Annotated in this window: 8 protein-coding genes and 3 tRNA genes; 5 read left to right on the top strand and 6 right to left on the bottom strand. The window is 43.2% G+C overall.

Annotation, left to right across the window (positions count from 1 at the left end; translation table 11 throughout):
- Positions 1-87: 87 nt before the first annotated feature.
- The 4 genes from FTU70_RS08415 to FTU70_RS08400 all read left to right on the top strand — a co-directional run bounded on the left by FTU70_RS08415 (position 88) and on the right by FTU70_RS08400 (position 2,102).
- Complete coding sequence (locus tag FTU70_RS08415) at positions 88-1,506, top strand: amino acid permease (protein WP_026438458.1); 1,419 nt, start codon at positions 88-90, stop codon at positions 1,504-1,506.
- Positions 1,507-1,794: 288 nt separating this feature from the next.
- A tRNA-Glu gene (locus FTU70_RS08410) sits at positions 1,795-1,870 on the top strand.
- Positions 1,871-1,895: 25 nt separating this feature from the next.
- Positions 1,896-1,971, top strand: a tRNA-Glu gene (locus tag FTU70_RS08405).
- Between the two features lie 55 nt (positions 1,972-2,026).
- Positions 2,027-2,102 (top strand) — tRNA-Glu (locus tag FTU70_RS08400).
- Between the two features lie 156 nt (positions 2,103-2,258).
- Here FTU70_RS08400 and FTU70_RS08395 read toward each other — a convergent pair.
- From FTU70_RS08395 to FTU70_RS08370, 6 genes are all read right to left on the bottom strand, one after another.
- Complete coding sequence (locus FTU70_RS08395; RefSeq protein ID WP_004972669.1) at positions 2,259-3,503, bottom strand: NADH:flavin oxidoreductase/NADH oxidase family protein; 1,245 nt, start codon at positions 3,501-3,503, stop codon at positions 2,259-2,261.
- 142 nt (positions 3,504-3,645) lie between these two features.
- Positions 3,646-5,244: an ABC transporter ATP-binding protein gene (locus tag FTU70_RS08390; RefSeq protein WP_179996132.1), complete on the bottom strand. Its 1,599-nt coding sequence runs from the start codon at positions 5,242-5,244 to the stop codon at positions 3,646-3,648.
- Positions 5,222-6,232 carry an ABC transporter permease gene (locus FTU70_RS08385; RefSeq protein ID WP_179988923.1) on the bottom strand — a complete coding sequence of 337 codons (1,011 nt, stop codon included), beginning with the start codon at positions 6,230-6,232 and terminating at the stop codon, positions 5,222-5,224. The genes FTU70_RS08390 and FTU70_RS08385 overlap by 23 nt, the downstream gene beginning before the upstream one ends.
- Positions 6,232-7,302, bottom strand: a complete 1,071-nt coding sequence (locus FTU70_RS08380) for a microcin C ABC transporter permease YejB (protein WP_004972662.1) — start codon at positions 7,300-7,302, stop codon at positions 6,232-6,234. Before FTU70_RS08380 ends, FTU70_RS08385 begins: the two co-directional genes overlap by 1 nt.
- 64 nt (positions 7,303-7,366) lie before the next feature.
- Positions 7,367-9,214 (bottom strand): extracellular solute-binding protein, encoded by a 1,848-nt coding sequence (locus tag FTU70_RS08375; protein ID WP_004972660.1) that lies wholly within the window; start codon positions 9,212-9,214, stop codon positions 7,367-7,369.
- Positions 9,215-9,280: 66 nt separating this feature from the next.
- Complete coding sequence (locus tag FTU70_RS08370; protein ID WP_180060444.1) at positions 9,281-12,550, bottom strand: LysM peptidoglycan-binding domain-containing protein; 3,270 nt, start codon at positions 12,548-12,550, stop codon at positions 9,281-9,283.
- A gap of 212 nt (positions 12,551-12,762) precedes the next feature.
- On the opposite strand from FTU70_RS08370, the gene dnaQ reads away from it, so the two are divergent.
- On the top strand, positions 12,763-14,268 hold the full coding sequence (dnaQ, locus tag FTU70_RS08365; RefSeq protein ID WP_180060443.1) for a DNA polymerase III subunit epsilon: 1,506 nt from the start codon (positions 12,763-12,765) through the stop codon (positions 14,266-14,268).
- The last annotated feature ends 115 nt before the right edge of the window (positions 14,269-14,383 follow it).

Here is a 14,383-nt window from a genome sequence, read left to right as displayed (position 1 = left end):
CTAATCCAAATTTATTATTTCAAGATTGCAGATTTGTAGTTTTTCTCTACAATACTTCGCTTCATTTCATTTTTTCTCCTATCACTTATGCCGTCATCGAATCATCAAAATGATGCTGTGCATCAAGGCAATACTATGCCTTTAAAACGTGCGATGAGCACTCGACATTTGGTTATGATTTCACTGGGCGGTGCTATTGGCACAGGTCTATTTTTAGGCTCAGGTGAAGTCATTGCACAAACAGGCCCCGTTGGCGCCATCATCGCTTATATTTTTGGTGGTTTAATTGCCTATATGGTGATGCTGTGTTTGGGCGAGCTTGCCGTACACATGCCTGTTTCAGGTTCATTTGGGGCATACGCCAAACAATATATTGGACCTGGCACGGGCTATACCATCACTTGGTTATATTGGCTCACGTGGTCGGTCACTTTAGGCACAGAATTTACCGCCGCTGCGTTGCTAATGCAGGAATGGTTCCCGCATATTTCCATGTGGATTTGGACACTGATTTTTGGTGGCGTTGTATTTGGTTTGAATATGATTTCCACGCGCTTGTTTGCAGAATCTGAGTTTTGGCTATCTTTGGTCAAAGTCGTGACTGTCATTGCCTTTATCGTTTTGGGTTTAATGGCAATTTTAGGTGCTGTGTCTTATCAAGGTTATACCTCTGCACCTTTATTTAGCAATTTAACCGCACAAGGTTGGTTTCCTGAAGGGCTATTCCCTATTTTTGCCACCATGTTAATTGTTAATTTCGCCTTTTCAGGTACAGAGTTGATTGGTGTTGCCGCAGGTGAAACCAAAGACCCTGCCAAAAACGTGCCTAAAGCAATCAATACCGCAATTTTCCGTCTGTTGATTTTCTTTGTAGGTACCATTGTGGTGATTAGTGCCTTGCTACCACATCAGGCTGCAGGTTTGGCTGCAGAAGGTGTAAGCAGCAGTCCTTTTGTAACGGTGTTTAATCAGATTGGTATTCCTTATGCGGAAGATATTATTCGTTTTGTGATTATCACAGCGTTACTCTCTGCAGCGAACTCAGGTTTATTTGCAGCTTCACGAATGATGTGGTCGCTCTCACACCAAAAGCAATTACCACAGATTTTTTCTAAGGTGAATGCGCGTGGTATTCCTTATATTGCAGTCATGGTCACCATGCTCGGTGCAATGCCAGGTTTATTGTCTGAACAATTTGCGCCTGAAACCATCTTTAAAAACCTCTTGGGTGTGGCTGCATTTACCATGGTCGTGGTCTGGATGAGCATTTGTTTAAGCCAGTTTAACTTCCGTCGCCAATGGTATAAACAAGGTAAAACCGTGCAGGACTTAGGTTTTGCTGCACCGCTATTTCCAATAGTGCCTATTTTAGGTTTTGTGTTCTGTTTTATTACTTGCTTAAGTATGGTGTTTGACCCTGAAATGCTGGCAGGTTTTATTGGCTGTATGATTTTTATTGTGTTGTGCTATCTCAGTTATTACATGATTTATCACAAAAAATCATAATGCTTTTTTAGCGATGATGTAAAACAATAGGGGCGATCTTCGGATTGCCTTGTTTTTTGAGTTGTGTTGATTAGCAATGAATACTGCAAAATACAAAGAAAATCATGCTGCTCTAATAAATGTGTCCATTTAAAAATAACTTGAAAAGCATGATTTTTACCGCTTCAAACGTATCACGACAGCAGAATAGTTTTAATTTTATTCAGTTGAACATTTTTTTCAGAATTATTGCAGAAAAGCGTTTGACACCCCCCCTTATACGCCCTATTATACGCCCACCTCTGAAACGTCCCTATCGTCTAGAGGCCTAGGACATCGCCCTTTCACGGCGGTAACCGGGGTTCGAATCCCCGTAGGGACGCCAATTTCAGAAGTAGATATTTTTTTAAGTCCCTATCGTCTAGAGGCCTAGGACATCGCCCTTTCACGGCGGTAACCGGGGTTCGAATCCCCGTAGGGACGCCATATTCTCAACAACTGCATTGGTTGTTACATGGTTTAAAAATATAAACTTCTATTTGTCCCTATCGTCTAGAGGCCTAGGACATCGCCCTTTCACGGCGGTAACCGGGGTTCGAATCCCCGTAGGGACGCCATATTCGAGATGTTTACATCTCAACAAAAAGCCCAATCAATATGACTTGGGCTTTTTGCTATCTAACGCATTAGTTTTATATTTCAATCTGTGCGGACTGATTCAAAAACCATAGTTTAAGCTTTGAATCCGTCCACTGAGGTTTGAAAAATACGAATCAAGCTGATTTACGTGAGTTGACCTGTCCTTTAATCACCGCAGTTAAATTGCCTTTTAAATATTTGAAAAAGACTTTTAAAGGCGAGAGTTTTGGGTTTGGACGCTTGCCTTGTGCAATTGCTTTGAACTGCGCGGCATACCAAATAATTTCCATAATTGCCATTTTATCAATCATCGGGATACCAGTTTTAATTTTATCGACCCCGTAACGTACATCTTGACCCGCCAACAAACGGTTGGCTAAATCGGTTTCTACCGCAAATGGTCGGGCGATCCCAATAAAGTCACATGCACCACTGTCCAAAGCAGCATTCATGGCAACTACCGTTCTAAAACCACCTGTCACCATTAAGTGGCATTTCACCTGACTGCGAATCAATTCCGCAAAAGATAAAAAATAGGCTTCACGGGCAATGGTACTTGGTTTACGTTTATCAGCTTTAGAGCCTGCCATCGCGGGTGCTTCATAAGTACCACCTGAAATTTCAATCATATCTATACCTGCTTCATCCATGGCTTTAAACACGCTAATCACTTCTTCTTCAGTGATGCCGCCACGTTGAAAATCTGCAGAGTTTAGTTTGACTGATACAATAAAATTGTCTGAGGTCGCTGCACGTACCGCTTGATAAATTTGCATCAAAAAGCGCATACGGTTTTCAATATTGCCGCCCCATTGGTCTTGGCGTTTATTGGTCAGTGGCGATAAAAACTGGCTGATCAAATAGCCATGCGCACCATGCAGTTGAATCCCTTCAAAGCCCGCTTGCTCACAAATCTGTGCAGCTTTGGCAAAACGCTGAATAATATCGAGGATTTCATCTTCATGTAGTTCACGTGGTGTACCAAAACTCAAAGCTAAACTTGGACTAAAAGGCACAGCCGAAGGTGCAACCGTTTCTTTATTCAAACCTTTCGGACATTGCCGCCCAGGATGTGACAACTGTACCAATTGCACCATGCCATAACGTTTACCAACTTCTGCCCACTGTTTGAGCTTTTCTATATCTCGGTCTGATTCAATTCCCACAACACCCGGTTCATTTTTGGCACGTAAATCGACCATTACGTTGCCAGTGATGGCACAGCCCAAACCACCTTTTGCCCATGCTTCATATAGACCTAAATGCAGGCTATTCGGCTGCCCTGCCGTGTTGGCAAGCGCCTCACTCATCGCGCCTTTAATGATGCGATTTTTAAACATGGTATTACGAATCTGAATTGTTTCGGCAAGATGGCTCATACACTGTTCCGTATTGTGTTTTATTGGTCTTTTTTACTCTAAAGATTTTTCGGAACAGGTCAATGCCATTTTGACAAATCTTATTGTCAAAATGGTAAAACAAGTCAGCCAGCCGAAATAGCTGTTTAAAAATATTGAAGGTTTAATACTCACTGGCAGCAATCAATTGACGGGTATATTCTGTTTGCGGATGGCTAAATAACTGTACAGTATCTTGAAATTCCATGACTTTCGCTTGATGCAGCACCAACACTTTTTGACACAGTGCTTTCACCACTTGCAAATCGTGGCTAATAAACAAATAGCTCATCTGTTCTTGCTGCTGCAAACGGCGTAACAGCTGCACGACAGCACGTTGCGTGGTACGGTCTAAGGCAGAAGTCGGCTCATCCATAATTAACAGTTTAGGACGCAGCACCAACGCGCGTGCTAATGCAATCCGTTGTCGTTGCCCACCCGACAATTCATGCGGATAGCGTTGTTTAAAACTCACAGGCAATTCCACTTTGCTTAGAGCTTCATCAATGCGCTGGATGATTTCAGGCTTGGACAATTGTTGCAATGCCAAACCCTCACCAATGGTTTGCTCCACATTTAAACGTGGATTTAAGCTGCTAAACGGGTCTTGAAATACAATTTGAAACTGCTGACGTAAGGGACGCAATTGGCGTTCATTCAGTTGATTCAGATCTTGCCCAAGTAGTTCAATTTTTCCCTCACTTTCAATCAATCGTGCAATTGCAAGTGCCAATGAACTTTTACCCGAACCACTTTCACCGACAATACCAATAGATTGACCTTGCGGAAGTTGCAAGCTTAACGGCTCAACCGCAACCACATAATCTTTAACCCGATTCAGCAAGCCTTGTTTAATCGGGAATTTCACAGCAACCTGCTCCAACTCCAAAATGGTCGGCAACTCATCAACCTGCAAAGCTTCACCAAAATCATGATTCAACAAGTTTTGGGTATAGGCTTGCTGCGGTCTATTAAAAATATCTGCCACACTGCCCTGTTCTTCGACCCGCCCCTGATTCATTACAATTACCCGATCTGCATAGTGTTTGACTAAATTCAAATCGTGGCTGATCAAAATCATGGCCATATTACGACGCACTTGCAGGCTTTTTAATAAATCCAAAATCTGCGCCTGCAAAGTCACATCTAAAGCCGTAGTTGGTTCATCAGCAATTAAAATATCGGGATCGAGTGCCAACGCCATTGCGATCATCACTCGCTGACGTTGCCCCCCAGATAATTCATGTGGATAACGCTTTAGTTTTTCTTCAGGCTGTGGAATGCCGACATCTGCAAGTAATTGCAGCACCCGAGCACGCGTTTTTTCTTTGCTCCAACCTTGGAGTAATAAACTTTCACCAATAATTTTTTCCACTCGATGCAACGGATTTAAAGCCGTCATTGGTTCCTGAAAAATCATGGCAATTTTTTGACCACGAACTTGTCGCAATTGTTGCGGTTTAAGGCGAAGTAAATCTTGTTCTGCAAAGACTGCCTGACCTTGCACCTGTAAATGTTCGGGCAATAAACCCAGCAATGCCAAACTACTAATAGATTTTCCAGAACCACTTTCACCAACCAAAGCAATGGTTTCGCCTGCATGCAGCTCAAAGTTTAAATCGTGCAATAAAACCTGTTGCTGCTGAATACGCAGATGACTGACTGTTAGCAATACTGCAGGCTGTGATGCAGTTGAAGAATTAACGTCTTGGATCGAATGCATCACGGGTCGCCTCCCCAATATAAATTAACAAGGACAGCACAATTGCTAAGGTAAAAAAGCCTGACAATGCCAACCACGGTGCATTTAAATTATTTTTACCTTGTAACAACAACTCCCCTAAAGATGCTGCATCGGGCGATAAGCCGTAACCTAAAAAATCCAGTGCGGTTAAAGCTGTAATATTGGCGGTTAGCATAAATGGCAACTGCGACAAACTCGAACTCATGGCATTGGGTAAAATATGCCGAAACATAATGGTACGATCGGTTACGCCTAAACTTCGCGCTGCACGGACATAGTCAAAATTTCGGGCGCGTAAAAATTCTGCTCGAACCAAGCCGACCAGTGTCGTCCAGCCAAATAACAGCATAATCACAAATAGCCAATACACACTTGGGGTAAACATGCTGACCAAAATCATCACCATGAACAGCATCGGTAAACCACCCCACACCTCTAAAACGCGCTGACCAATTAAATCGACCCAGCCGCCATAGTAGCCCTGAATTGCCCCGACCAAAATGCCCAAAGCTGCCGATGCAAAAGTCAATGCAAAGCCAAATAACAACGATACACGCAAGCCATATAAAATTCGCGCCAACACATCGCGCCCTTGGTCATCTGTACCTAGCCAATTTTGTGCAGTTGGTGCAGAAGGTACAGGAACGGCCAAATCTAAATTCGGGGTCTGGTAAGAAAACTCAATGAGCGGCCAAACTGCCCATCCTCGGTCTGCAATCAGTTGTTGCACCACTGGGTCTTTATAATCTGCTTCGGTTTCAAATACACCGCCAAAGGTCGTTTCAGGATAAGCCTTGAACACTGGCAGATATAAAGATTGCTCATATTTGACCAATAACGGTTTATCATTGGCAATCAGTTCTGCCGCCAAAGACAACACAAAAATAATGATAAAGACAATGAAACAACCCAAACCCAATTTATTCTGTTTAAAACGCTGCACACGCGCCTGCATGATCGGTGACATTATTTTGCCCCTCGCGATTCAAAACTAATACGTGGGTCAATCACCTGATATAACACATCGCTGATTAAGCGTAGAATTAAGCCCAATAAGGTAAAAATAAACAAAGTGCCAAAAATTACAGGATAATCACGCTGTACAATCGCCTCAAAACCAAGCAGGCCTAATCCATCTAAATTAAAAATAATTTCGATGAATAAATTCCCAACAAAGAAAATACTCACCAACGCTTCGGGTAAACCTGCAATCACAATCAGCATGGCATTACGAAACACATGCCCATATAACACACGCGATTCAGTAAGACCTTTAGAACGTGCCGCCAACACATATTGTTTGTTTAATTCTTCCATAAATGAATATTTGGTCAGATAGGTCAGCCCTGCAAAACCACCAATCACCATCGCCAATAAAGGCAAAGTCATGTGCCAAAAATAATCGGTGATTTTTCCCCACAGACTCAATTGAGCAAAGTTTTCAGACACCAAACCCTGTAAAGGAAACCACTGAAAATATGAACCGCCTGCAAAAAATACAATCAGTAAAATAGCAAAGGCAAACGCAGGAATGGCATAGCCAATCGCCAACAAAATAGAAGTGGCTTTATCAAACAACAAGCCATGCTGACGGGCTTTTTTAATGCCTAAAGGAATAGAAATTAAATAAATCAGCAAGGTGCTCCATAAACCTAAAGATAGCGATACAGGTAATTTTTCCCATAACAATTGGGTCACAGGTTTATCTTTAAAAAAGCTGGTGCCAAAATCGAACTGCACATAGCTGGTGAGCATTTGCCAAAAGCGTTCATGTGCAGGTTTATCGAATCCATATTGCGCTTCGATTTTTGCGACCATTTCATCACTTAAACCTTTAGCACCTTGATAATTGCTGCTATTGGAGGTTGCAGCAGTTTCACCGCCTGTCGCCCCCATGCCCTGAAAGGCTTCGGCTTGCTGAATCGCCTGTTCGACTGGACCGCCCGGTGCAATTTGAATCACCACAAAGTTAATCAATAAAATGAAAAACAAGGTTGGAATAATCAGGAGCAATCTTTTGAGTATGTATGTGCCCATGTACTTACCTTTTGGCAATGTTCTGGTTTATCGCAAACACTGTCATGCTTGAGTTTTAAAATCGTTATTGTTGACGTAAATAATGTGCAACTTTCTTGGCTTGGGCAGCATCACTCCACCAATAATCAATTCCTGCCGATAGTTTAGGTTTGATGGCGGGCTGACGATACATATTCCAATAGGCATACCAGTTTTCACCTTTGCCATAGGTTGGAATTTGATAATACCCCGCACGCAATAAACGATCCAAAACTTTGGTACGCACAATCAATTGTTCACGATTAGGCGCACGAATCAACTGTTGTACCACTTCATCAATTACTGGGTTTTTAATGCCTGCGTAATTATAGTTTCCTGGTTGATCTGCGGCAGCACTACTCCAAAGCTGTGCTTGCTCATTGCCTGGACTTAAAGATTGCGGCATGACACTGGTGGTCATATCAAAATCGGCACGGCGCATGCGTTCAATATATTGCGGCACATCGACATGCCGAATATTTACCGTAACGCCCAGACGTTTCATATTGCGCACAAAAGGCACTAATGTGCGTTGCAAACCATCCTGATGAATTAAAAATTCAATTTGAATGGCTTTGCCTTTGGCATCGACCAATTTACCTTGCTGAAAACGATAACCCGCTTTCAAAAGCAATTCACGGGCTTTAAGCAAGCCGTTACGGTTAAAGCCACTGGCATCAGTCACAGGATACTGCCAATTTTGCAATACGCCTTGGCGTTGAATAGGATGCAGCTTGGCCAAATAGGGTTTTAAAACAGACAATTCTGCGGCTGAAGGTGTGCCTTTGGCTTCTAATTCACTGTTAGAAAAATAACTTTGCAAACGGCGATATTGCCCATAGAACAAGGCTTTGTTTTGCCATTCAAAATCATAAGCGTAGGTTAAAGCCTGCCTAAAACGAATATCCTGAAACGCATGTCTGCGGGTATTAAAAACAAAACTTTGGGTCGGAATTGGGTTTTGGTGCTGAAATTTATGCTTGACCACCATGCCCGCATTCACAGCAGGAAAACGATATTCAGTGACCCATTTTCGTGCGGTATATTCTTCATGCAACGTGTATTGCCCCGACTTAAACCCTTCGAAGGCAATATCCAGATTGCGATAATAAACATACTTCAGGCGGTCAAAATTATAGCGCCCTTTATTTACGGGTAAATCTTTGCCCCAATAATTTGGATTACGCTTATAAGTAATGCTGCGCCCTGCATCAATCCGCTCAATAAGATACGGCCCTGAACCTAAAATCGGTTCTAGTGTGATGCGGGTAAAGTCACGCTTTTGCCAGTCTTTTTTAGAATAGATTGGCATTTGCGACAAAATCAGCGGCATTTCTGCATTGTTAGTGGATTTAAAACTGACTTTAACCTGATGCTTAGACAAGACCGTGGTTTTATCTAAATCGGATAAATACATTTGCAAACCTGGATTAGACTTGGTCTGAAAAGCATCAAAACTGAATTTCACATCATCTGCTGTAACTGGGCTGCCATCACTAAATTTAGCTTTAGGATTTAAATGAAAAATGACAAATGCAGTTTGCTTGGGGTCATAGCTGACTTTTTCTGCCAATAAGGGATACATCACCCCCGGCTCATCTAAAGAACTGCTCATGAGTGAATCGAATATAAAACTCACCCCATCGGTTGAGCTGCCCTTGCCATTCATGTCATTTAAATTATCAAAAGTGCCATTACTGGCACGAATTAAATCGCCACCTTTGGGCGCTTGCGGGTTGGCATAAGGCATAGCCGAGCGCCCCACATACTGAGGCTGGCTATGTACGGCAATATAGGGCGTGGTTTGTAACGCAGCCCATCCAAACTGCGGCAAGACCACACAACCTAAAATACAGCCCAGATATTGATGTGTCTTTTTTATGGCAAATGACATGCACACAGCTCCTTGTGCAGTATTCCTGAGGATGCCGTCAAAACATGACATCCTCAGGATTAAACTTTACAGATTCGGGACTTTAATCACATCGCCAATACGCAATTGAGTATTTGGCTGCATATCATTTAAATCTGCCAATGCTTTGGTGTCGATGCCATAACGACTGGATAAGCCAATCAGCGTATCCCCACGTTTCACTTTATATTCAGTTACGGTTTTGGGAACTTGAATATTTTGTCCAATGCGTAAACCTGAACGTGGCGTTAAGTTATTTAAACTCGCCAATTCTGCAACCGACACACCCACACGGCTGGCAATCGAATTTAAAGACTCACCACTTTTAACGGTATAAGTTTCGGTGGCTTTACTACTGCTGCTTTTCGCAGCACTTACGACCTCTGTTTTTACTTCATTTTTTGCAGCGCTGGCATCGACTTTTAAGCGCTGTCCAATGCGGACATTGGCAGTACGTGAAAGATCATTCAGCTCTGCCAAATAATTCAATTGCAATTTATATTGGCGCGCAATACTGCTTAAAGTTTCCCCTGCTTTGACCACGTGAATATCATTGGTGGTTTCAGCCACCGCTTCAACTTGGGCTTTTTTCTCAGGAACATCACCCGTGAGTTTAAGAATTTGTCCTGCTCTTAAACCACTGTTACGGCTTAGATTGTTTAAGTCTGCAATATAGTCTTGGCTGAGATTATATTTTGTCGAAATCGCCGATAAGGTATCGCCACGTTGTACCGTATAACGCTCAGGCACATTGACACCTGCAGGCACTTTGAGGGTTTGACCAATGCGCACACCGCTTTGCGTGCTTATATTATTTAAACTGGCGAGCTCTGCCAAAGAAATTTTGGCTTTGTTGGCAATGCTCGATAAAGTATCACCACGCTGTACTTGGTAGTATTCAGTCGGATAGTTTGGCTCTGCTGCTTTTGTTTCTGACTTACTGGCTTCAGCTTTGCTCGCTTCCGTTTTTTGTGCAGTCACTTCATTTACAGGCACATTAATGCGTTGCCCAACCAATAAGCTACTGTTCGCGTTTAAACCTGGAGTTAAATCAGCCAATTCCTGATTTGACAAGGCATAACGGTCTGCAATCAGTTTTAAGTATTCGCCACGCTTCACTACGTAAGTTTTGGTTGCGATTTTTGCAGCCTGTTCTGCGGCTTTTTTGTCGGCTTCTGCTTTGGCTTTAGATGCAGCCGTTTCTTTTAAACTTAGACGCTGCCCTACAAATAAGCCACTGGTGGTGCTTAAGTTATTAAAATCTGCCAATTGTTTTACAGTTAAACCAAACTGACTGGCGACACCTGTTAAGGTATCATTGGCTTGCACCACGTATTGCTCAGGCATGGTTTTTGGCTTAGCAGGCTCTGCCTGTACTTGTGGCTTGGCGTCGTATAAATAAATACTGGTGCCCACATACAAAGTTGCATCTGGAGCAATTTGGTTCCACTTGGCAATATCACGCCAGTTCAAGCCATTTTTCATGGCAATACTGGCCAAGGTGTCCCCCGCTAACACGGTGTACGTGGTACGTTTGCCTTTTGGTGGTACGACCACCACTTCAGACTCCGTACGCACATAATTCTTACCTTGGTTACGCTTTGCTTCTTCTGAATCTAGGCGCGTATTTTCTGCCACACTTTTCGGGTAAGCAAAACCTTTGGTTAATTCTTTACCTTGCTGCTCTGCAACAGACAGACTGGTTTGAATAGCGGTCAGCTTAATTTTTCCATCGTATGGATCAACAATTTCAGTGCCTTGAGGCGCAATTTGTTTTAACTCAGCCACAAGTTGTTCTTGTTCTGCTTTAGAAGCCACAGGCTGCAACACTTCTTCTACAGTTTTATTGCTACCTTCTGCCTGCACTGCTGCAAGAATTTGCTCACGCTCAGTATTGGAAATTGGTGGTTCAATCCGCACAGGCTGAATATTGGCAGCAGGTGTAACAGCAACAGGAATACGCGGCGCACTTGGAATATCGCTACCCGCAGCAAATGCTGCCAAAGCGTCCGAACCTTGTGGCGTACGTGACAAACGTGTAGGCGTAGTCGTTGCTGGTTTTGAAACACTGGCTGTAGTCGATGCTGTGCTTGGTGTAGTGGTAGTTGTGACTGCCGTAGAGGCAGCAGGCTTGCCTGTAGTCGTTCTGGTTGTTGTACTGGTCGTTAACGCAGGTGGCTCAGATTTAGATGGTGTAATGGTCACACCAGAAGATGAAAACGATGGTGTGTTGCTGCTATTGCTTGCCCATAAACCGCCACCACCTTGTAGTTTTTTCAATCGTGCATCGACTGTTGGGCTTAAATCTGCAGGAATCAAAATACGCATTGGACTTTGGGTGTCAATCCGATCCCCACGATGTCCAGGGTTAAGCGAATACAGTTCGGCACGGCTGAGACCGGTAATATTGGCCACATCATTTAAATTCACCGCGCCCACATTAATTTCACGGAAGTGTGGACGGTTGGCAATTGGGGGTAAAGACACGCCATAAGCATGCGGGCTTTTAATAATTTGTGCTACCGCCAAGAAACGCGGCACATAGTTCATGGTTTCTTGCGGCAGTTTTAAAGACCAATAATCGGTTGGTAAACCTGCAGCTTTATTGCGGTTAATGGCTTGTTGAATACGACCCGGGCCTGCGTTATAAGCCGCCAATGCCAATTCCCAAGAACCAAACTGATTATACAAACTGCCCAAAAACTCATAGGCAGCACGAGTCGACTCCACGACATCTCGGCGACCATCGTACATCGAAGTTTGTTTTAAGCCGTAAATACGCCCTGTACTTGGAATGAACTGCCATAAACCTGCGGCAGCTGCGCTACTGGTTGCTGCAGGGTCATAGGAACTTTCAATCACAGGTAACAACGCCAATTCAGTTGGCATACCACGACGTTCAGCTTCTTTAACCGTGTGATACAAATAACGTGACGCACGCGCACTTAAACGATCCAAATACGGTTGACGTGAAATAAACCAGCCTCGCTGCGCTTCAATACGTGGGTTCCAATGGTTTAAATCCATTTTGAAACCAACGGTCATACGCTTCCAGACATCACCGTGTTTTAAAATTAATAAACGGTCACCTTCTACCGCGCGCATATCGGTTGCAGAGAGTAAATCTTCCAGACCATCTAAAGTACTGGCATCTAAATAACCCGAACCGACCTGACTTGAAGTGAGTGGCTTGCTCGCACCCTGCGTCGAGCTACAGCCCGTCATCAAGCCAAGGGCAGCCAATGCTGAACCTAAAACTGTAATTTTTAAAAATGAAGGTAAAGTCGGCTGCCACATGCGCGTGGTTGGTTTATACATAAAAAAATCCAAACAACTCGTATATAAATTATTTTTTAGACTTGCCATTGTAGTAGAGCTAGACAACGACACAAGGCATTAATTTAGCGCGTTTCGTCTATAAATGTTACAAGAAATTAAAAAATAGACAGGATTTACACGTCTAAACCGAATTTGCGATATACAATAGCTTTTCATTTTGATTTATTTTGCACAACCTGCGGATCTGATTTATGTCTCAAACAATCACTTTATATGTTGATGGTGCTTGTCGTGGTAATCCTGGCTTGGGTGGCTGGGGTGCGTATATTGTTACTGAACAAGAAGAACATAAATTATATGGTGGCGAAGCTCAAACCACCAATAACCGTATGGAATTGACTGCAGCGATTGAAGGCATTTTATTTTGCCCAATGGATGCCAAGCTGATTATTTGGACTGACTCCAATTACGTCAAACAAGGCATTACCGAGTGGATTCACGGCTGGAAAAAGAAAAACTGGAAAGATGTCAAAAACCCTGACCTTTGGCAAAAATTAGATGCCACCTGTCAAGGTCGTGAAATTGAATGGCACTGGATTAAAGGTCACGCAGGACATGTAGGCAATGAAATGGCAGATCAACTCGCCAATGTGGGTGCAGATCAAGTCAGCAAAATGTTAAAAACCGCAGACTCAAACCCAACCCTCAATGCAACCTTAATCACATCGGCAGTAGACATAGCAGAACATGATAAAAAAAAAGCGGAATCTGACTGGTTGCTCGATGACCCGTTTGGTTTTGATTTAATGGGCGATGATGCCGAGGTTGAAACAGAAGATATGCAAAATACGCTTCAGGAAGCTCATCAGGCAACCGACACGGAACTCGAAATCAGCGCATCTGTTCATGTCATTGAAGCAGAAACCAACGTGCCTGCAACTGAATCAACCATTACAGATGAAACTGAAACAGAAAAAACCAATCCATCAGCTCGCGTTGACGCAGTGAACACAACTCAATTGCATCCGCATATTGTGGTCACCCCTGCCACAATGGAGCTACACGGCCCGCGCCAATTGATTCTAGATACCGAAACCACAGGTTTTTACTATCAAGATGGTGACCGAATTATTGAAGTCGGTGCGCTGGAAATGATTAACCGTAAACTCACGGGCAGTTCCATCCACATTTATATTCAGCCTGAAAAACTGGTCGGTGAATCAGAAAACATTCACGGTATTTCAGATGAGTTCTTAAAAGACAAACCCAAGTTTGCCGAAATTGCCGATGTGCTGTATCAATATCTTAAAGGTGCAGAAATTATTGCGCATAACGCCACCTTCGATATGAACTTCTTAGATATGGAGTTCAGTCGTGCGGGGTTGGGCAATTTGTCCGAAGTATGCGAAGTGACCGACTCACTGCTCATGGCAAAAAGTAAGCATCCTGGGCAAAAAAACTCACTCGATGCGCTCGTCAGACGCTATGAAATTCCTGCGCGTGACCGTACGTTCCACGGCGCATTACTAGATGCTGAAATTCTAGCCGATGTTTACTTGGCAATGACTGGCGGACAAGTCGCCTTTGATATGGATGCTCTGTCTGCAAGCGAAGAACAGCAACGTCAAAGTGATCGTTTAAGTATTGATATTGATCTTGCTGTGATTCTGCCATCAGAAGAAGAATTGGCTGCACATGAGAATTGGGTCAAACAATTTGAAGAAAAACACGGTAAACCTTGCTTTTTTGACAAATAAAATCTACGAGTTTTGTAATTTTATGTATTTAAAGATTTGCCAGTTCAGTTATAGTTAAAGCAAATAGGACTTTGTGTATTTTGCAAAGAACCAACAAACAGATAAAACACTAGGA

It is taken from the genome of Acinetobacter sp. YH12135, from assembly GCF_013418565.1.
Taxonomy (GTDB): Bacteria; Pseudomonadota; Gammaproteobacteria; order Pseudomonadales; family Moraxellaceae; genus Acinetobacter; species Acinetobacter towneri.
The sequence above is the reverse complement of the archived record's forward strand: the minus strand, read 5'-3'. Positions and strand labels throughout refer to the sequence as shown.

Bases quoted from the DNA above. Each gene is read 5' to 3' on its own strand.
- FTU70_RS08415 (WP_026438458.1), top strand. From the start codon at position 88: ATGCCGTCATCGAATCATCAAAATGATGCTGTGCATCAAGGCAATACT.
- FTU70_RS08395 (WP_004972669.1), bottom strand. From the start codon at position 3,503: ATGAGCCATCTTGCCGAAACAATTCAGATTCGTAATACCATGTTTAAA.
- FTU70_RS08390 (WP_179996132.1), bottom strand. From the start codon at position 5,244: ATGCATTCGATCCAAGACGTTAATTCTTCAACTGCATCACAGCCTGCA.
- FTU70_RS08385 (WP_179988923.1), bottom strand. From the start codon at position 6,232: ATGTCACCGATCATGCAGGCGCGTGTGCAGCGTTTTAAACAGAATAAA.
- FTU70_RS08380 (WP_004972662.1), bottom strand. From the start codon at position 7,302: ATGGGCACATACATACTCAAAAGATTGCTCCTGATTATTCCAACCTTG.
- FTU70_RS08375 (WP_004972660.1), bottom strand. From the start codon at position 9,214: ATGTCATTTGCCATAAAAAAGACACATCAATATCTGGGCTGTATTTTA.
- FTU70_RS08370 (WP_180060444.1), bottom strand. From the start codon at position 12,550: ATGTATAAACCAACCACGCGCATGTGGCAGCCGACTTTACCTTCATTT.
- dnaQ (WP_180060443.1), top strand. From the start codon at position 12,763: ATGTCTCAAACAATCACTTTATATGTTGATGGTGCTTGTCGTGGTAAT.